This is a genomic window from Kitasatospora sp. NPDC092948 (assembly GCF_044754805.1).
Taxonomy (GTDB): Bacteria; Actinomycetota; Actinomycetes; order Streptomycetales; family Streptomycetaceae; genus Kitasatospora.
Map to the genome: position 1 here is coordinate 640,170 of NZ_JBIVPU010000004.1, position 18,052 is coordinate 658,221.

Annotated in this window: 23 protein-coding genes; 19 read left to right on the forward strand and 4 right to left on the reverse strand. The window is 73.1% G+C overall.

Annotated features, from left to right (window positions below; genetic code table 11):
* Positions 1 to 22: 22 nt before the first annotated feature.
* From priA to hisF, 3 genes are read left to right on the forward strand one after another with little or no spacing between them, the layout of a single operon-like run.
* Entirely contained in the window at positions 23 to 751 is a 729-nt protein-coding gene (gene priA / locus ACIQF6_RS16540; protein WP_400895354.1) for a bifunctional 1-(5-phosphoribosyl)-5-((5-phosphoribosylamino)methylideneamino)imidazole-4-carboxamide isomerase/phosphoribosylanthranilate isomerase PriA, read from the forward strand.
* Positions 748 to 1,182 carry a RidA family protein gene (locus ACIQF6_RS16545; RefSeq protein WP_400895106.1) on the forward strand — a complete coding sequence of 145 codons (435 nt, stop codon included), beginning with the start codon at positions 748 to 750 and terminating at the stop codon, positions 1,180 to 1,182. The genes priA and ACIQF6_RS16545 overlap by 4 nt, the downstream gene beginning before the upstream one ends.
* On the forward strand, positions 1,179 to 1,949 hold the full coding sequence (gene hisF / locus ACIQF6_RS16550) for an imidazole glycerol phosphate synthase subunit HisF (protein WP_400895108.1): 771 nt from the start codon (positions 1,179 to 1,181) through the stop codon (positions 1,947 to 1,949). The genes ACIQF6_RS16545 and hisF overlap by 4 nt, the downstream gene beginning before the upstream one ends.
* 12 nt (positions 1,950 to 1,961) lie before the next feature.
* Here the strand turns inward: hisF and ACIQF6_RS16555 are convergent, their stop codons facing one another.
* The 3 genes from ACIQF6_RS16555 to ACIQF6_RS16565 form a co-directional block, all read right to left on the reverse strand.
* Entirely contained in the window at positions 1,962 to 2,744 is a 783-nt protein-coding gene (locus ACIQF6_RS16555) for a VOC family protein (RefSeq protein ID WP_400895111.1), read from the reverse strand.
* 82 nt (positions 2,745 to 2,826) lie between these two features.
* Positions 2,827 to 3,465 carry a TIGR03085 family metal-binding protein gene (locus ACIQF6_RS16560; protein ID WP_400895113.1) on the reverse strand — a complete coding sequence of 213 codons (639 nt, stop codon included), beginning with the start codon at positions 3,463 to 3,465 and terminating at the stop codon, positions 2,827 to 2,829.
* Between the two features lie 21 nt (positions 3,466 to 3,486).
* A complete protein-coding gene (locus tag ACIQF6_RS16565; RefSeq protein ID WP_400895115.1) occupies positions 3,487 to 3,801 on the reverse strand; it encodes a septum formation family protein in 315 nt (104 codons plus the stop codon).
* A 300-nt stretch (positions 3,802 to 4,101) separates the two neighbouring features.
* On the opposite strand from ACIQF6_RS16565, the gene ACIQF6_RS16570 reads away from it, so the two are divergent.
* The gene (locus ACIQF6_RS16570; protein ID WP_400895118.1) at positions 4,102 to 4,416 is read left to right on the forward strand and encodes a hypothetical protein; all 315 of its coding nucleotides are present in this window, start codon (positions 4,102 to 4,104) and stop codon (positions 4,414 to 4,416) included.
* Complete coding sequence (locus tag ACIQF6_RS16575) at positions 4,416 to 6,107, forward strand: hypothetical protein (protein ID WP_400895121.1); 1,692 nt, start codon at positions 4,416 to 4,418, stop codon at positions 6,105 to 6,107. Before ACIQF6_RS16570 ends, ACIQF6_RS16575 begins: the two co-directional genes overlap by 1 nt.
* A gap of 49 nt (positions 6,108 to 6,156) precedes the next feature.
* On the opposite strand, the gene ACIQF6_RS16580 is transcribed toward ACIQF6_RS16575, so the two are convergent.
* On the reverse strand, positions 6,157 to 6,855 hold the full coding sequence (locus ACIQF6_RS16580; RefSeq protein ID WP_400895123.1) for a hypothetical protein: 699 nt from the start codon (positions 6,853 to 6,855) through the stop codon (positions 6,157 to 6,159).
* Positions 6,856 to 6,965: 110 nt separating this feature from the next.
* On the opposite strand from ACIQF6_RS16580, the gene hisI reads away from it, so the two are divergent.
* From hisI to ACIQF6_RS16650, 14 genes are all read left to right on the forward strand, one after another.
* Positions 6,966 to 7,340: a phosphoribosyl-AMP cyclohydrolase gene (gene hisI, locus ACIQF6_RS16585; RefSeq protein ID WP_400294568.1), complete on the forward strand. Its 375-nt coding sequence runs from the start codon at positions 6,966 to 6,968 to the stop codon at positions 7,338 to 7,340.
* Positions 7,341 to 7,381: 41 nt separating this feature from the next.
* The gene (locus ACIQF6_RS16590; RefSeq protein WP_400895126.1) at positions 7,382 to 8,884 is read left to right on the forward strand and encodes an anthranilate synthase component I; all 1,503 of its coding nucleotides are present in this window, start codon (positions 7,382 to 7,384) and stop codon (positions 8,882 to 8,884) included.
* Between the two features lie 236 nt (positions 8,885 to 9,120).
* Positions 9,121 to 9,717, forward strand: a complete 597-nt coding sequence (locus tag ACIQF6_RS16595) for a TIGR02234 family membrane protein (protein ID WP_400895128.1) — start codon at positions 9,121 to 9,123, stop codon at positions 9,715 to 9,717.
* A 131-nt stretch (positions 9,718 to 9,848) separates the two neighbouring features.
* Positions 9,849 to 10,097, forward strand: coding sequence for an HGxxPAAW family protein (locus tag ACIQF6_RS16600; RefSeq protein ID WP_400895131.1), 249 nt, complete (start codon positions 9,849 to 9,851; stop codon positions 10,095 to 10,097).
* Between the two features lie 90 nt (positions 10,098 to 10,187).
* Complete coding sequence (locus ACIQF6_RS16605) at positions 10,188 to 10,622, forward strand: DUF2752 domain-containing protein (protein WP_400895134.1); 435 nt, start codon at positions 10,188 to 10,190, stop codon at positions 10,620 to 10,622.
* 208 nt (positions 10,623 to 10,830) lie between these two features.
* The gene (trpC, locus tag ACIQF6_RS16610) at positions 10,831 to 11,643 is read left to right on the forward strand and encodes an indole-3-glycerol phosphate synthase TrpC (RefSeq protein WP_400895136.1); all 813 of its coding nucleotides are present in this window, start codon (positions 10,831 to 10,833) and stop codon (positions 11,641 to 11,643) included.
* A gap of 9 nt (positions 11,644 to 11,652) precedes the next feature.
* The gene (gene trpM / locus ACIQF6_RS16615; protein WP_167349402.1) at positions 11,653 to 11,802 is read left to right on the forward strand and encodes a tryptophan biosynthesis modulator TrpM; all 150 of its coding nucleotides are present in this window, start codon (positions 11,653 to 11,655) and stop codon (positions 11,800 to 11,802) included.
* A 55-nt stretch (positions 11,803 to 11,857) separates the two neighbouring features.
* Positions 11,858 to 13,090, forward strand: a complete 1,233-nt coding sequence (gene trpB / locus ACIQF6_RS16620; protein ID WP_400895138.1) for a tryptophan synthase subunit beta — start codon at positions 11,858 to 11,860, stop codon at positions 13,088 to 13,090.
* Positions 13,091 to 13,092: 2 nt separating this feature from the next.
* Positions 13,093 to 13,902 (forward strand): tryptophan synthase subunit alpha, encoded by an 810-nt coding sequence (trpA, locus tag ACIQF6_RS16625; RefSeq protein WP_400895140.1) that lies wholly within the window; start codon positions 13,093 to 13,095, stop codon positions 13,900 to 13,902.
* A 157-nt stretch (positions 13,903 to 14,059) separates the two neighbouring features.
* Positions 14,060 to 14,230, forward strand: a complete 171-nt coding sequence (locus tag ACIQF6_RS16630) for a hypothetical protein (protein ID WP_400895143.1) — start codon at positions 14,060 to 14,062, stop codon at positions 14,228 to 14,230.
* 129 nt (positions 14,231 to 14,359) lie between these two features.
* A complete protein-coding gene (locus ACIQF6_RS16635; protein WP_400895146.1) occupies positions 14,360 to 14,872 on the forward strand; it encodes a MauE/DoxX family redox-associated membrane protein in 513 nt (170 codons plus the stop codon).
* A gap of 60 nt (positions 14,873 to 14,932) precedes the next feature.
* Positions 14,933 to 15,790, forward strand: coding sequence for a thioredoxin domain-containing protein (locus ACIQF6_RS16640; RefSeq protein ID WP_400895149.1), 858 nt, complete (start codon positions 14,933 to 14,935; stop codon positions 15,788 to 15,790).
* Positions 15,791 to 15,880: 90 nt separating this feature from the next.
* Positions 15,881 to 16,882 (forward strand): prolipoprotein diacylglyceryl transferase, encoded by a 1,002-nt coding sequence (gene lgt, locus ACIQF6_RS16645; protein ID WP_400895152.1) that lies wholly within the window; start codon positions 15,881 to 15,883, stop codon positions 16,880 to 16,882.
* Positions 16,883 to 17,066: 184 nt separating this feature from the next.
* The gene (locus ACIQF6_RS16650; protein WP_400895155.1) at positions 17,067 to 17,807 is read left to right on the forward strand and encodes a VIT1/CCC1 transporter family protein; all 741 of its coding nucleotides are present in this window, start codon (positions 17,067 to 17,069) and stop codon (positions 17,805 to 17,807) included.
* The last annotated feature ends 245 nt before the right edge of the window (positions 17,808 to 18,052 follow it).

An 18,052-nucleotide genomic window follows, 5' to 3' on the forward strand; every position in this document is an offset into this window, starting at 1 on the left:
GGACTTGAGAGAACCGCTGACCATGACCAACCGCCTCGAACTGCTGCCCGCCGTCGACGTCCGGGACGGCCAGGCCGTTCGCCTGGTCAAGGGCGCCTCCGGCACCGAGACCTCCTTCGGCGAGCCGCTGGCCGCCGCCCTGGCCTGGCAGAACGCCGGCGCCGAGTGGCTGCACCTGGTCGACTTGGACGCCGCGTTCGGCACCGGCAGCAACCGCGACCTGCTCCGCGAGGTCACCGGCCGACTCGACATCAAGGTCGAGCTGTCCGGCGGCATCCGCGACGACGAGTCGCTGGCCGCCGCGCTCGCCACCGGCTGCACCCGGGTCAACCTCGGCACCGCCGCGCTGGAGAGCCCCGAGTGGGTCGCCAAGGTGATCGCCCAGCACGGTGACAAGATCGCCGTCGGCCTGGACGTGGTCGGCACCACCCTGCGCGGCCGCGGCTGGACCCGCGACGGCGGCCAGCTGTTCGACGTGCTGGCCCGCCTGGACTCCGAGGGCTGCGCCCGCTACGTGGTCACCGACGTCAACCGCGACGGCACCCTGACCGGCCCCAACCTGCAGCTGCTGCGCGACGTCTGCGCCGCCACCGACCGCCCCGTGGTCGCCTCCGGCGGCGTGTCGTCGCTGGACGACCTGCGCGCGATCGCCACCCTGGTGCCGGAGGGCGTCGAGGGCTCGATCGTCGGCAAGGCCCTCTACGAGCAGAAGTTCACCCTCGAAGAGGCCCTGGAGGCTGTGTCCCGATGACCGACGAAACCCCGGCCGCCGTCGCCCGCCGTTCCGCTGAGTCCCCCTTCGAGGACGCCTACGGAAGCTCTCGGGCGGTGGCGGCCGGGGATTTCGTCCTGGTCGCGGGCTGCACCGCCTTCGAGGACGGGGCCGTGCTGTCCGAGGGCGACCCGTACGAGCAGACGATCGCCGCGTTCAAGGTGGCGCTGGACGCGCTCGACCCCTACGGACTCACCGTCGCCGACGTGGTCCGCACCCGGATGTACCTGACCCACGTCCGGGACTGCGAGGCGGTCGGCCGCGCCCACAAGGAAATCTTCGACACGGTCCGGCCGGTCACCACCATGGTGGTGGTCGAGGGCCTGACCGACTCCCGCATGATGGTCGAGGTCGAGGTGGAGGCCCACCGGCCCGGCCTGGCCCGCACTCTGGAAGGCAAGCAGCCGTGACACTCGCAGTACGCGTCATCCCCTGTCTGGACGTGGACGCCGGACGCGTCGTGAAGGGCGTCAACTTCCAGAACCTGCGCGACGCCGGCGACCCGGTCGAACTCGCCAAGCTGTACGACACCCAGGGCGCCGACGAGTTGACCTTCCTCGACATCACCGCCTCGTCCGGCTCCCGGGAGACCACCTACGACGTGGTCCGCCGCACCGCCGAGCAGGTGTTCATCCCGCTGACCGTCGGCGGCGGCGTGCGCGCCGTCGAGGACGTCGACAAGCTGCTGCGGGCCGGCGCGGACAAGGTCGGCGTCAACACCGCGGCGATCGCCCGCCCCGAGCTGATCCGCGAGATCGCGCAGCGCTTCGGCCGCCAGGTGCTGGTCCTGTCGGTGGACGCCCGGCGCTGCCCCGAGGGCACCGAGACCGCCTCCGGCTTCGAGGTCACCACCCACGGCGGGCGGCAGGGCACCGGCCTGGACGCCGTCGAGTGGGCGGTGCGGGCCGCCGAACTCGGCGCCGGCGAGATCCTGCTGAACTCGATGGACGCCGACGGCACCAAGGACGGCTACGACCTGGAGATGCTCCGGGCCGTCCGCAAGCTCGTCTCGCTGCCCGTCATCGCCTCCGGCGGGGCCGGCAAGCTCGCCGACTTCGCGCCCGCCGTCGACGCCGGCGCCGACGCGGTGCTCGCCGCCAGCGTCTTCCACTTCGGCGACCTGACGATCGGCCAGGTCAAGGACGAGCTCCGCGCGACCGGGCACCCCGTCCGCTGAGCCGCCGCCGGGTCAGGCGCGGCGGGGCTCCGGCTCCAGGATCGCGAACTGCGCGCCGAACGGGTCGGCGAGCACCGCGATCCGCCCCACCGTCGGCACCTGCTCCGGCGGCACCAGGATGCTGCCGCCGGCCTTGCGGACCTGATCGGTCGCCAGCAGCGCGTCCGCCACCGCGAAGTGGACCAGCCAGCCGACGTTCACCCGCGGGTGCACGCCCGCCGCGCCGCCGAAGGACGCCTCGCGCGGGTCCTCGCCCTCGGCGGTGGACAGCACCGTGTAGTCCACGCCCGGCACCCCGCTGTCGCGCGCCCGCCAGCCGAACAGGGCCCGGTAGAAGCGCAGCGCCTTGGCGGCGTCGGAGGTGTGCAGCTCCGCCCAGCACAGCGCGTCGGTCTCCCGGACCGCCTCCAGCCCGCGGGTCCGGCCGGGCTGCCAGACCGCGAAGTCGCCGCCCGTCGGGTCGGTGAACTGCGCGAACCGGCCCTCCGCCATGACGTCCGACGGCGGCACCCGCACCGTGCCGCCGGCCTCGGCGACGGCCGCGGCGGTGCGGTCGGCGTCCTCGGTGCGGAAGTACACCGTCCAGGCGGGCAGCGCCTCCGCCTCGGTCAGCGGGCCGGCCGCCGCGACCGTGCGGCCCTCCTTGCGGAAGAAGCCGTAGCCGCCCGCGTCCGGGCCGCCCGACTCGAAGGTCCAGCCGAACACCGCGCCGTAGAACAGCTCGGACTCGGCCGGGTCCGGGCTGCCGAGGTCGATCCAGTTCGGCGATCCGGTCCGGAAATCGGTGCTGACCATGGGCGCTCCAGGGAGGGACGGGGTGGGCGGGGCCACCGCCAGGCTGGCACCTCCGGGCCGGGTGGAGCGGTGTGACGCGCCGTCAGTCCTCCGGCAGCGGCAGCGCCTCGGCCAGCTCGGCGACCGCCGCCGGCTCGCCCGTCACCGTCACCGCGGCCTTCGCGCCGCGCCCGAACAGGAACAGCACCAGCTCGCCGGGCTCCCCGGTCACCGTCACCACCGGCCGGTCGTGCCGACGGACCGTCACCTCCCGGCCGTCCGGGCGCACCAGCCGCAACGACACCGACGGGCGGCTGTCGCCCAGCCGGGCCGCCACCGGCACCCGCCGCCACAGCGCCTCGACCAACTCGGCCTTCGGCTCCTCCGGCCCGAACGGCACCGCCCGGCGGACGTCCTCCGCGTGCACGAAGTACTCCAGCAGGTTCGCCGCCTCGTCCACGCCCGGCAGGTTGAACGGCGACAGCGCGGGCGGACCCGAGCGGAAGGACTTCACCAGCGCCCCGTACGGGCGCTGCGCCACCCGGTCCTGCACCCGGTGCGTCCACCCGGCGAGCGCCCGCACCCTGATCCCGGCCGCCGCGTCCGGCCGCCCCTCCCGCACCACCAGGTGCGCCACCAGGTCCCTGGTCAGCCACCCCGCACACAGGGTCGGCCGGTCGGGGCCGGCCGCCGACAACAATCCGGAAAGACGGGCACGCTCGGCCCGCGCAAGGCTCGACATGCCGCCCAGCCTACGCAGCGGTCAGGCTTTGAACGTGAGCGCGCAGGTGATGCCGCGCATGCCCTGCTGGTAGAACTCCAACGGCAGGCCGACCGAGGTGCCGTGCCGCGGGCCGCCGGTGGTGCGCGCCAGGGCCTGCTTGGTCGGCTCCTTGCACAGGTCGGTCATGGTGCGGAAGATCGCCGGCAGGTCGGCCAGCCCGTCCGGCAGGTCCGCGTTGGCGATCGACTCGGCGTCGTGCGGCTGCTCGCAGGGGACGGCGGTGGGCTGCTGCACGTTGCTGAGCCGCGGCACCTGGAAGCACGTCCCCGGGGTGAAGTACGGGTACGGAATCACCTTGGTCGGACTCGGTGAAGGCGCTGGGGAGGAACTGGGGGGAGGCGGTGGGGCGGCGACCGGCCGGTGCGGGTCCGGCCACAGCAGAACGGCGGCCACCACCGCGATAATCGCCGCCACCGCCGCAGCCAGGACCGTCTTCTGTCGCCCACTCATGCCAACCCCCTGATTCCCACGCCATTGTGATGGCCTGCAGGTTGCCGCGTCAGTCCTTTTCGGACATCTGTTTGCGAAGCCTTTGCATGCGGATCAGTAGGATGACCCGCCTGTTGTATAGGTCGCCGAGGGAGGGCAACTGTCATGGGGGACAGCGGGTTTCGGGTGGAACCGGGCGCACTTGACCGATATGCGTCACTGCTCGCGGAGCAGTCCGAACAGCTGAGCAGGATCGCGTCGGTCACCGCCTCGATCACCATCGCGTCCGACGCTTTCGGACACCTGCCGAACGCCCAGCACCTGGCGTCGGCGTACCAGGAGCACGCCAACGCCAGCCGGCAGAACGTCGACAAGCTGGGAAGCGCCGTCGACGGCACCTCGCAGGGGCTCGCCGGCGTCTCGGAGAACTACGTGGCCCACGAGGAGTACGTGGCGCGCGTGATGGGCGGTGCTCAGTAATGACCTACAAGCCGAGCCCCAAGACGTCCACATCGGGCAAGTCGTCCTCGGGCGGCTCCGGCGGCAGCCACAGCCACGACAGCACCTCGCACCAGACGACGACGCAGCCGTCGCACACCACGCAGACGCCGCCGTCGCACACCACGCAGCCGCCGGCCGGCCCGGGGCACACCGCCCAGCCCTCGCCGTCGCACACGACCCAGCCGCCGGCCGGCTCGGGGCACCCGACGACGCCGCAGATGCCGGCGCCGCCGCACCTCCCGCAGCAGCCCTCGCCGTCGCACACCACGCAGCCCCAGCCGGCGCCGTCGCACCAGCCGGCGGGCGGCGACGACACGCCCGGGGTCGGGCCGATCGACCCGCGGGAGGGCTGGTTCAAGGGCAAGCTCAAGGACGGGGCCTCGACGGTCCTCGACGGCCTGAGCCAGCGCGCCGCCGACTGGGCCGGCGACCAGCTGTTCGGCCCGAAGGACCCGGCGCCCGAGTCGGGCGGTGGCGCCGGTGAGGGCGCCGCCGGCGGTGGCGAGGCCGGCGGCGGGCTCGGTGCGGTCATCGGCGCGGCCGCCGCGCAGGCCGCCGCGGCGGCGGCCGAGCAGAACCGCAACGGCCGCGAAATGATCGCCTACGGCCAGGCGCCTCCCGGCATCATGGAGCGCCAGAGCAACGCCTACGCCTGGGCGCACGCGCAGGTCGAGCAGGCGATGGCGAACCTCGACCCGGCGCAGCACCCCAGCCGGGGCGGCCTGGGCGGGGCGCTCGACGAGGCGGTCGAGTGGGCGCTGAAGGAGTCCGGCCTGATCGACATGCTGGAGAAGGTCACCGGCGACCTGGCCGAGCTGAACAACGCCGCCGAGGAGTGGCAGGCGCAGGCGCACGCCGTGCAGTCGGTCGCGCGCGAGCTGCGCAGCGGCGCGGTGCCGCTCTCCGAGGCGTGGGCGGGCGGGGCCAGCGACGCCTTCGGCGGGCACATGGGCGATGTCGCGGACGCGCTCGACCAGACCGCGGACGGCATGATGCAGACCGCGCAGATCATCAACTCGGCGGCGCAGGAGTGCGCGATGGCCGAGGGCATGGTGATCCAGATCATCAGCGAGGCGATCGAGGCGCTGATCGTGTCGCTGGCCGCCGAGGCGGTGATCGCGGTGTTCACCATGGGCATCGGCCTGATCGCGGACGCGCTGATCAGCGAGGCGGAGATCGCCACCTTCGTGGCCCGGGTGGCCCGGGTCTCCACCCAGCTGGCGCAGAAGCTGGAGGAGCTGCTGAAGGCGCTCAAGGAGCTGGGCAGCGCGGTGAAGGCCGTCCGCAACATGGAGGGCATCAGCAAGGCGCTGAAGGAGGTCAAGAACGTCAAGAAGGCGTTCGAGGGCATCCGCGAGCTGGAGCAGGGCGAGGGCCTCGCGGCGAAGGCGGCCAAGCAGCTCGACGAGCAGATCACCGGGAAGGTGAAGGACACCTTCGACAACGTGATGGGCATCAGCGACGACGACAACCTGCAGCGCGGCGACGGCACCGTGAAGGGCGGCCTCAAGGCGGCCGGGCAGTCCTCCTGGGCGGTCGCCAAGGAGGCCCTGACCGGCGACACCAACAAGGAAGCGATCAAGCAGGAACTCCTGCACGACGTGGGCCTGGCCCACGACCCGGCGCCGTACCGGGTGGACGAGTCGCGGATCTCGACCGCGTTCGGCTGATCGGAACCGGGCCCCGCCGCCGGAGCGGCGGCGGGGCCCGGCCGGGACGTCAGCGCCCCGCCGTCACCGCGCGGAACGCCTGCCGCTCGTCGGAGTCCTCGAAGTCCAGGGCGATCCAGGAGCCGTCCGCGAACAGCAGGTCCTGGCGGGCGGCCCAGACGTCGTTCGGGGTGTCGGGGCGCAGCCACCAGCTGCCGAGCGGGAGTTCGTACAGCGGGACGGCCCGGTAGTGCTCGGTGTGCTGCCCGTACGTCCAGCGGCTGAGGACCAGCAGCCGACGGTCCGTCAGCAGCACCGTGAAGTAGTCGTGGTCGGCGAGCAGCTTCTCGCCGGGCGTGGTCCGAACCGCCCGCCAGAACTGCCACGCCGTGCTGCCCTCGCCGCCGCTCAGCGAGCCGCCGTGCAGCGGCCGGCGCAGCGCCCGGTAGGCGCGCCGGGTCAGCGACAGGCCGTAGGGGCGGCGCATGTGCAGGTCCGGGACGAACAGGATGACCAGCCAGCGGGGCAGGAAGTACATCCAGAATCCGCGCCACAGGGCGACGAAGAAGTTGTGGATCCAGGTCAGCGGGGCGTAGCTCGCGGCCCGGACGGTGTCCCGGTCCCACCACAGCGGCGCCAGGCGGTCCAGCTTCATCGCCCAGGCGCCGATCATCGGCTCGCCGGGGTGGAGGTGCTCGCCCGCCGTCCGCTGGAGCCGGTAGTCGCCGAACGCGGCGGTGGGCAGTGGTTGCGACTGGTACTGGCTCACCCGTGAATTCCCCCAACTTGCACAGCAGTTCTGCTTTTTTGTCGGGGCTCAAACTACCGGGTCGGGGCCGCTCGCCCGGGCCGACCGGCGCGCCCTGCGAGAATGGGGGCATGTCGACCAACCCCGCCGCCCCCGGCAGCACCGCCCTGGACCCGGCGATCGCCGCCCGCCTCAAGCGCACCGCGGACGGCCTGCTGCCCGCCGTCGCCCAGCAGTACGACACCGGTGAGGTGCTGATGCTCGGCTGGATGGACGACGAGGCGCTGCACCGCACCCTGACCACCGGCCGCTGCACGTACTGGAGCCGCAGTCGCAACGAGTACTGGGTGAAGGGCGACACCTCCGGCCACGTGCAGCACGTCAAGCACGTCGCGCTGGACTGCGACGGCGACACCCTGCTGGTCAAGGTCGACCAGGTCGGCGCGGCCTGCCACACCGGCGACCGGACCTGCTTCGACGCCGACGTGCTGCCGCTGTCCCGCTAGCCTGTTCCCGACCATCCGCTCTCTCATCCGATCGGTGCCCCATGGAACTTGAGGCTTTCCGCACGCTCGCCGCAGACACCCGGGTCATTCCCGTCACCCGCCGGCTCCTCGCGGACGGCCTCACTCCGATCGGCGTGTACCGCAGCCTGGCCGCCGAGCGGCCCGGCACCTTCCTGCTGGAGTCCGCCGAACAGGGCAGCTGGGCCCGGTACTCGTTCGTCGGGGTGCGCTCCGGCGCGGTCCTGACGGTCGGTCGGGACGGCGGCGCGCGCTGGCTGGGCGAGCCCCCGGTCGGCATCCCGACCTCCGGCGACCCGCTGGAGGTGCTGCGCGCCACGCTGGCCGCCCTGCACACCCCGCGGCACCCCGACGACGGCCTGCCGCCGCTCACCGGCGGCCTGGTCGGCTATCTCGGCTACGACGTGGTCCGACGCCTGGAGAAGCTGCCCGAGCTCACCCCGGACGACCTGCAACTCCCCGAGCTGACCATGCTGTTGGCCACCGACCTGGCGGTGCTCGACCACGCCGACGGCACCGTGCTGCTGATCGCCAACGCCGTCAACCACAACGACCTGGCCACCGGCGTGGACGAGGCGTACGCCGACGCGGTGGCCCGGCTGGACGCGATGGAGGCCGACCTGCGTCGCCCCGTCGACCCGGGCCTGGCCACCTGGACGCCGACCGAGGTGGACGCGCACTCGCCGTTCGGCGGCGAGCCCTACCGCAAGGCGGTGGAGGTGGTGAAGGAGCGGATCCGGGCCGGCGAGGCGTTCCAGGTGGTGCCCTCGCAGCGCTTCGAGGCCCCCTGCGAGGCGTCCGCGCTGGACGTCTACCGCGTGCTGCGCACCACCAACCCCAGCCCGTACATGTACCTGTTCCGCTTCCCCGGCCCGGACGGCGGCGCGGAGGGCGGCTTCGACGTGGTCGGCTCCAGCCCGGAGGCCCTGGTGAAGGTCGCCGAGGGCGAGGCGATGGTGCACCCGATCGCCGGCACCCGGCACCGCGGCGCCACCGCGCTGGAGGACGCCGAGCTGGCCGCGGAACTGCTCGCCGACCCGAAGGAGCGGGCCGAGCACCTGATGCTGGTCGACCTGGGCCGCAACGACCTGGGCCGGGTCTGCGCGCCGGGCTCGGTCGAGGTGGTGGAGTTCATGGCGGTCGAGCGCTACAGCCACGTCATGCACATCGTCTCCACCGTCACCGGCAAGGTCGCCGAGGGCCGCAGCGCGTTCGACGTGCTCACCGCCTGCTTCCCGGCCGGCACGCTGTCCGGCGCGCCCAAGCCGCGAGCCATGCAGATCATCGAGGAGCTGGAGCCGACCCGCCGCGGCCTGTACGGCGGCTGCGTCGGCTACCTGGACTTCGCCGGCGACTCGGACACCGCGATCGCGATCCGCACCGCGGTGATCCGCGGCGGCACCGCGTACGTCCAGGCCGGGGCGGGCGTGGTCGCCGACTCCGACCCGCACGCCGAGGACACCGAGTGCCGCAACAAGGCCACCGCGGTGCTGCGGGCGGTCGCCGCCGCGAACACGCTGCGCTGAGCCACGCCACGCCAACGGCGGGGCGGGGCGCCCGGGGGCCGTGGGGGTCGGCGTGCCGTCGGGCGATGGCCTGTGGCCTATGGCCTGCGGCGTGGGGTGCGTGTCGGGCGGTGGCGGGTGGCGGTGCGCGGTCGGGGCTGTGGTGGTCGGGGCCGATGGCGTGCGGTCGGGCCTGCGGCGTGCGGTGGGTGTGGGGCGGTGGCGGGTGGCGGTGTGCGGTCGGGGACACTGGTCGGGTGAGTGAGACCCCCGCTGCCCCCAAGTCCCGAGGCACCCTCGCGCTGATGCTGCTGCTGACCGCGCTCGGCGCCGCGCTGGTGCTGACCGCGGTCGGCCGTACCTGGGCGGAGGGGGTGGCGCCGGGCACGGCCGGCGGCCGGATCGCGATCTCCGCCCCGGGCAGCAAGCTGACCGGGCTGCCGACCGGCATGGCGCTGGTGGCGATGGCCGCCGCCGTCGTGGTGTTCGCGGTGCGCGGCCGGGCCCGGCTGCTGGTGGGCCTGCTGACGGCGCTGGCGGGCGTCGGCGCGGTCGCCGGGGCGCTGATCGGCCGGACCGACACCGCGGGCCTGCACGCCCTGGCCGCCGGACAGCTCGGACTGACCAGCGCGCACGCCGAGGAGATCACCCGCACCGGCTGGCCGTGGGTGGCCCTGGCGGGCGGTCTGCTGCTGGTCGCGGCGGGCGTGGTGACGGCCCGTTTCGGCCGGAGCTGGCCCGCCATGGGATCCCGTTACGAGGCGCCGACCGGCCGTCGGAGGCCCGCCCCGGCCGGGAACAGTCCCGCTGACCTGTGGAAGGCCCTGGACCGCGGCGAGGACCCCACCGGCTGAGTGTGCTCGGGACCACGGTGGACCCCGCTTGGGGGAGCCGTGTTGGGCCCGGCACAATGGAGGTGTCAACCCGTCGAGCGCCGCCCAGGACCGCCCGATCGGGGCCCCGGAGATTCAAGGAGCACCAACAGATGGCTGCAGCAGCGCACGGCCACACCCCCGCCGCGTGGACGGGCGTGGTCATTTCCTTCGTCGGTTTCTGTGTGTCCGGTGTGGCCATGATCATGCCGAACGTCGTGCTGGTCATCGCGGGTCTCGCCGTGGTGCTGATCGGCGGCGTGGTCGGCAAGGCGATGTCGATGGCGGGCATGGGCAAGCAGCCCAGCAAGAACTTCGCGCCCGCGTCCACCGAGGAGCGCGCCGCGGTCACCGCGGCCTGACCTCGGGGACGGTACGAACGGCGGGCCGCGGGCCCGCCGTTCGGCGTTTTCCGGGGCGGTTCCCCGACCGGCCCGGGCACAATCGTGCCCGTGAACGCTCCTCCCGCTCCCGCCGCCGGCTCGGTGCCGCGCCGGCTGGTCCGTCCGCTGGCGGCGCTGGCCGCGGTGGCGATGCCCACCGCGTTCGTCGCCGCGGTCGACCCGAACACGCCCGGCCACTACCCGGTCTGCCCGGTGTTGCAGGCCACCGGCTGGTGGTGCCCCGGCTGCGGCGGCCTGCGCTGCGTGCACGCGCTGACCAGGGGCGACCTGCTGACCGCGGCCCACGACAACCTGCTGGTGACGCTGCTGGCGCTGACCGCGCTGGTGCTGTGGGCGCGCTGGACGGTGCGGGCGGTGCGCGGCCGCCCCGCGGGCGTCCGGCTGACCGGCCGGCAGACCGTGCTGCTGATGCTGGCGCTGGTCCTGTTCACGGTGGTCCGCAACCTCCCGATCGGCGCCGGACTCGCACCCCCGGTGGTCTGAAACACGCGCCCCGGCGGTCCGGCCGAGGGCCCGGGCCGGCCCGGAATCCGCGCCCGAACAGGCCCTGGGCACGCGCCCGGCGGTCCGCCGATCGAGACGCGCGCCGGTCGGATGCGGAGTGCGCCCCCCGGGCCCGATACCATCGAAAGGCCGAGGACGTGCACCTGTGTCCCCGGCCACACCAGCGATACACGATGGGGGCGCACGCGTGACTGTGCTCGACGAGATCATCGACGGGGTCCGGCAGGACCTCGCCGAGCGACAGGCCCGGACCTCCCTGGACGAGCTCAAGGAGCTCGCCGCGAAGGCACCCGAGGCGAAGGACGGCGTGGCCGCGCTGCGTGGCGACGGCGTCCGGGTGATCTGCGAGGTCAAGCGCTCCAGCCCGTCCAAGGGCGCGCTGGCGGCGATCGCCGACCCGGCCGCACTCGCGGTCGACTACGCGGCCGGCGGGGCCGCCGCGATCAGCGTGCTCACCGAGCAGCGCCGCTTCGGCGGTTCGCTGGCGGACCTGGACACGGTGCGCGCCGCGGTCGAGACCCCGATCCTGCGCAAGGACTTCATCGTCACCGCCTACCAGCTGTGGGAGGCCCGCGCGCACGGCGCGGACCTGGCGCTGCTGATCGTCGCCGCGCTGGAGCAGCCGGCTCTCGTCTCGCTGATCGAGCGGGCCGAGTCGATCGGGCTGACCCCGCTGGTCGAGGTGCACGACGAGGAGGAGATCGCCCGCGCGGTGGACGCCGGCGCGAAGATCATCGGCGTCAACGCCCGCAACCTGAAGACCCTCCAGGTCGACCGGAACACCTTCGGCAACGTGGTGGACGCCATCCCGGCGCACATCGTCAAGGTCGCCGAGTCCGGGGTCCGCGGCCCGCACGACCTGATCACCTACGCCAACCAGGGCGCCGACGCGGTGCTGGTCGGCGAGTCCCTGGTGACCGGCCGCGACCCGCGCACCGCGGTCGCCGACCTGGTCGCCGCCGGCGCCCACCCGGCGCTGCGCAACAACGGGCGGGGCTGACCCTCCGCCATGTCGATCGCCACCCGTCTCGCCCCCGGCTGCCGCCCGCGCGGCTGCCGCGCGCCCGCACGCCGGGTGCTGGGGCGGCGGGTGCGCTACGTGATCGGCTGCGAGCCCGGACAGGTCCCCGGACGCCGATGGCGCGGAACGCGCGGCTGAGCTCTCGCCGCCCGTTCCACCTTCACGCCGTCAACTTCCACACAGAGGACGCTTCATGTCCGAGCTCAACGTTCCGGGTACCCAAGTCCCGGACGCCCGCGGCTACTTCGGCGCCTACGGGGGCCGCTTCATCCCGGAGGCGCTGGTCGCCGCCGTCGAGCAGGTCGCCGAGGAGTACGAGAAGGCCAAGGCCGACCCGGCGTTCGCCGCCGAACTCGACGCCCTGCTGAAGGACTACACCGGCCGGCCCAGCCCGCTGACCGACGTCCACCGGTTCTCCGCCGAGGCCGGCGGGGCGCGGGTGCTGCTCAAGCGCGAGGACCTGAACCACACCGGCTCGCACAAGATCAACAACGTGCTGGGCCAGGCGCTGCTGACCCGCCGGATGGGCAAGACCCGGATCATCGCCGAGACCGGCGCCGGCCAGCACGGCGTGGCCACCGCCACCGCCTGCGCGCTGTTCGGCTTCGACTGCACGATCTACATGGGCGAGATCGACACCCAGCGCCAGGCCCTGAACGTGGCCCGGATGCGGATGCTGGGCGCCGAGGTGATCCCGGTCAAGTCCGGCAGCCGCACCCTGAAGGACGCCATCAACGAGGCGTTCCGCGACTGGGTCGCCAACGTCGACTCCACCCACTACCTGTTCGGCACCGTCGCCGGCCCGCACCCGTTCCCGATGATGGTGCGCGACTTCCACCGGGTCATCGGCATCGAGGCCCGGCAGCAGGTGCTGGACCGCACCGGGCGGCTGCCCGACGCGGTGGTCGCCTGCGTCGGCGGCGGCTCCAACGCGATGGGCATCTTCCACGAGTTCATCCCGGACGCGGGCGTGCGCCTGATCGGCTGCGAGGCGGCCGGCGACGGCGCCGACACCCCGAAGCACGCCGCCACCCTCACCAAGGGCGACCCGGGCGTGCTGCACGGCTCGCGCACCTACGTGCTGCAGGACGAGGACGGCCAGACCATCGAGTCGCACTCGATCTCGGCCGGCCTGGACTACCCGGGCGTCGGCCCCGAGCACGCCTGGCTGAAGGACACCGGCCGGGCCGAGTACCGCCCGGTCACCGACCGCGCCGCGATGGAGGCGCTGCGGCTGCTGTCCCGCACCGAGGGCATCATCCCGGCCATCGAGTCCGCGCACGCGCTGGCCGGCGCGCTCGAACTCGGCCGCGAGCTGGGCCCGGAGGCGACCATCCTGGTGTCGCTGTCCGGTCGCGGCGACAAGGACATGCACACCGCCGCCGAGTACTTCGGCCTCTACGACGACGCCGAGGGGACCAACTGACCATGGCCGACACCAAGCTCACCACCGCCCTCGCCGCCGCCAAGGCCGAGGGCCGGGCCGCGCTGATCGGCTACCTGCCGGCCGGCTTCCCGACCGTCGACGGCGGCATCGACGCGATCAACGCGCTGATCGACGGCGGCTGCGACGTCGTCGAGGTCGGCCTGCCGCACTCCGACCCGGTGCTGGACGGCGCGGTCATCCAGACCGCCGACGACATCGCGCTGCGCGGCGGCGTGAAGATCAAGGACGTGCTGCGCACCGTCGCCGAGGTCGCCGCGGCGCACCCGGCCGTGCCGGTGCTGGTGATGACGTACTGGAACCCGGTGGACCGCTACGGCGTGGCCCGGTTCGCCGCCGACCTGGCCGCGGCCGGCGGAGCGGGCTGCATCCTGCCGGACCTGCCGGTCGAGGAGTCCGCGGAGTGGCGCAAGGCCGCCGGGGAGCACGGCCTGGACACCGTGTTCGTGGTCGCCCCGTCCTCCAAGGACGCCCGCCTGGCCGAGGTCACCGCGGCCGGCTCCGGCTTCGTCTACGCCGCCGCGGTGATGGGCGTCACCGGCACCCGGTCCGCGGTCGGCAACCTGGCCGAGGACCTGGTGGCCCGGACCCGCGCCGCCACGGCGCTGCCGGTCTGCGTCGGCCTGGGCGTCTCCAACGCCGACCAGGCCGCCGAGGTCGCCGCCTTCGCGGACGGCGTGATCGTCGGCTCCGCGTTCGTCAAGCGCCTGCTGGAGGCCGCCGAGCCGGCGGCCGGCGTGGCCGCCGTCCGGGAGCTGGCCGCCGACCTGGCGTCGGGCGTGCGCCGCAAGTAGCGCGTCGGGCCGAGAGCCGTCCGGGATCAACTCCCGGGCGGCTCTTCGCCGTTTCCGGGCCGCCACCTGATCGGGTGAACTGTCCGGGCCGCTCGGTGATCTTGTCCCGGGCCGGCCGTTGAACCCGCTGACGGTCGGGCGGTGAAAGGGCGGGCGGATGGCTCGGGTGCAGAAGGCGGTCCTGCTGCGGGCGCTGCTGGCCGGGCTGGCGCTGGTCGCCGCGCTGGCCGGAAGCGGCGACGTGCAGCGGGAGTTGGCCCGCCGGGGCGCGGAGCGGGCGGTGGTGTGCCAGCAGTCGGAGGCGGAGTGCGGGCCGCCGGGACGATGATGCGCATCATCGGACATATGTCCACATAGCCTCACTCGTCCGGCGTAACTCGCGAATATGGAGGAACCACCCGCCATCCCCTACGGTTCATCAGGCAGGAATCCGTGGAGCGCGCCCGAGGGGGAACCGATGGCCAGTCAGCAGGCCGAACACGACCGGGTGAGCGGGTTTCGCCGGGTGGTGGACGGCCCGGCGGCGGAGTGGTTCGGGCTGGCGGTGCGGCTGGGCCTGGCCGTGGTGTGGGGCTGGGCCGGGCTGGCGAAGGTCGCCGACCCGGCGGAGGCGGCGCAGGCCGTACGGGCCTACGAGATCCTCCCCGAGGCGCTGGTGAAGCCGGTCGGCTGGGGGCTGCCGTTCCTGGAGCTGGCCCTGGCGGTGCTGCTGGTGCTGGGCCTGGGGACCCGGGTGGTCGCGGTGATCTCCGCGACGCTGCTGCTGGTGTTCATCGCCGGCATCTCCTCCGCCTGGGCGCGCGGCATCTCGATCGACTGCGGCTGCTTCGGCGGCGGCGGCACGGTGGACGAGTCGAAGACCACGTACCTGCAGGAGATCCTCCGCGACATCGGCTTCCTGCTGCTGTCGGCCTGGCTGATCCTCCGTCCCCGCACCAAGCTCTCGGCGGACGCCTGGCTGGCCGCCTGAGGTGCCGCACCGCCCACCCATCGAAGAGAACCGACCCCCTGGACCATGGCAGAAGACCTCATGAGCGAGAAGAACGAAGAAGGCAAGCGCAGCGCCCGTGAGCGGATGCTGGAGGAACGGGCGGGTCAGGAGGCCCGGGCGAAGCGGAACAAGAAGCTGGTGGTCGGCGGCGCGGTGATCGCGGTGATCGCCGCCGCCGTGGTGGTCGGCGTGGTGGTGCAGAACCAGCGCTCCAAGCCGGAGACCCCGACCGCCGCCCCGGCGGGCACCATCGGCGACAAGAACCTGATCATCCCGGTCGGATCCGCCGACGCCCCGTCCACCCTCACCGTGTACGAGGACCCGCGCTGCCCGGCCTGCGGCAGCTTCGAGCGCGCCTTCTCGCCGACCATCGACCAGCTGGAGGACGCCGGCAAGATCTTCGTCAACTACCACATCGTCTCGTTCATCGACCGCTCGCTGGGCGGCAACGGCTCCAAGTACGGCGCCAACGCGCTGGGCTGCGCGCAGAACGCCGGGCACTTCCGGGACTTCCACGACGTGCTGTACCGCAACCAGCCGGGTGAGACCGAGGACACCTTCGGCAGCAAGCAGACCCTGGTCGACCTGGGCAAGCAGGTGCCGGGCCTGGACAACCCCGAATTCCAGTCCTGCGTCGACACCAACCGGTTCAGCGGCTGGGTGTCCGCGGTCCAGCAGGACTTCGACAAGTCCAGCTTCAAGTCCACGCCGACGGTGCTGCTCAACGGCCAGCCGATCTACCCGAAGAAGGGCGACGAGCAGATCAGCCAGGAGAACCTGGTGAAGTGGGTGGACGAGGCCAACCAGGGCAAGCCGCTGGGAACCCCCGGCTCGCACGGGCAGAGCCCGGCGCCCACCTCGACCGCCGTCGAGAGCAACACCCCGCCGTCGCCCTGACCGCCGAAGGACCGACCGGGAGGTTTGATGCTTCCGTGACCCGCACCGGTGCCGGTATGACGGGCGGGACACGGTAGCGTCGAGGATGTCATGGATCTCGCATACATTCCGAGCCCGTCGCGGGGCGTCCTGTACCTGGGACCCATCCCGCTGCGCGCCTACGCCTTCTGCATCATCGTCGGTGTCCTCGTGGCCGTGTGGCTCGGCAGCAGGCGCTGGGTCGCTCGCGGCGGCGGTCGGCACACGGTCGGCGACATCGCCGTCTGGGCGGTGCCGTTCGGCCTGGTCGGCGGTCGGCTGTACCACGTCATCACCGACAACCAGCTGTACTTCGGCGAGGGCAAGCACCCGCTCGACGCGCTGAAGATCTGGCAGGGCGGCCTCGGCATCTGGGGCGCCATCGCCCTCGGTGCGGTCGGCGCCTGGATCGGCGCCCGCCGCCGCGGCGTCCCGCTGCCCGCCTGGGCCGACGCGGTCGCCCCCGGCATCGCGCTCGCCCAGGCCGTCGGCCGCTGGGGCAACTGGTTCAACCAGGAGCTGTACGGCAAGCCCACCACGCTGCCCTGGGGCCTGGAGATCGACAAGACCCTGCCGAACGGCGAAGTGGTCACCGGCACCTACCACCCGACCTTCCTGTACGAGTCGCTCTGGTGCGTGCTGGTCGCGGTGCTGGTGATCTGGGCCGACCGGCGCTTCACCCTCGGCCACGGCCGGGCCTTCGCGCTGTACGTCGCCGCCTACACGGTGGGCCGGTTCTGGACCGAGTACCTGCGGATCGACGAGGCGCACCGCTTCTTCGGCCTGCGGCTCAACGACTGGACGGCGATCCTGGTCTTCCTCGGCGCGGTGGCCTACATCGTGGTCGTCGGCAGGCTGCGCCCCGGCCGCGAGGACCCGGACGAGATCGACCCGCAGGCCACCCTGGAGCGCGCCGAGGCCGCGGCCGGCACCGCGGACGCCCCGGCCGGCGACACGCCGAAGGACGCGAAGGACACCGGGACGTCCGGCGGCGCGAAGGACGCCGGGACGTCCGAGGACGCACAGGACGACCAGGGCGTGAAGGCCGCGGAGGGCTCCGAAAAGTCCTCCTGAGCACGCCAGTTGACCCTCCCCGGGGCCGTTCCGCCACCATCGGCGGGGCGGCCCCAACTGCCTTTGGTCAGGCTTACTTTGCTGGAAACTCGCAGGTCAAACGGCTAGTTTCGAGGGGCACGAGCAACCTGTTCGGAACCCGGCAGGGGGGTTCTTCGCCGTGCCCGGAAGGGGAGCCGCCCGCATGAGCACCATCACCGCCGACCAGCACACCGACAGCCCGCAGCCCCGGATACCCGCCGACGGCCACCACCGGGACGTCAACGGCGGCTGGCTGCGGCCGGCCGTGTTCGGCGCGGTGGACGGCCTGGTGTCCAACTTCGCGCTGATGACCGGCGTGGTCGGCGGCGCCGCCGAGCCGAGCACCGTGGTGCTGACCGGACTGGCCGGCCTGGCGGCCGGCGCGTTCTCCATGGCGGTGGGGGAGTACACCTCGGTGGCCTCCCAGCGCGAGCTGGTGGAGGCCGAGCTGGAGGCCGAGCGGATCGAGCTGAAGCGCAACCCGCACGGCGAGCTCGCCGAGCTGGCGCAGCTGTACGTGGCCAAGGGCGTGGACCCGGAGCTGGCGATGGAGGTCGCCCGCCAGCTGTCCGCCGACCCGGACACGCTGCTCGCCGTGCACGCCCGCGAGGAACTCGGCGTGGACCCGGAGGACCTGCCCTCGCCGCTGATCGCCGCCGTCTCCTCGTTCGGCTGCTTCGCGCTGGGCGCGCTGCTGCCGGTGCTGCCCTACCTGCTGGGCGCGACGGCGCTGTGGCCGGCCGCGCTGCTGGCGATGCTCGGCCTGTTCGCCTGCGGCGCGGCGGTGGCCCGGGTGACCGCCCGCACCTGGTGGTTCAGCGGCCTGCGCCAGCTGGCGCTGGGCGGCGCGGCGGCGGCCGTCACCTTCCTGCTGGGCCGGCTGATCGGCGGGGCGATCGGCTGACCGGGCCCCGGACGGGCTTGTACGAACACCCAGACCTCTGCATGACTATGCATTCGGGTGCGTGATGTTCCACACATGGGCAGGGGTGCTCGCCTTGCCCTAGTCTCAACATCCGGTCGCCGACCCGCACAATCCCAAGCGGGGTCGGCGTCCCGGTCCGGGAATCCCAGGTCAACCCCTGGCAAAGATCGTTCCATGGGCGTTTCGCCCCTGTTTCGTCCCTCTCGACCCCGGGCACACTGGTC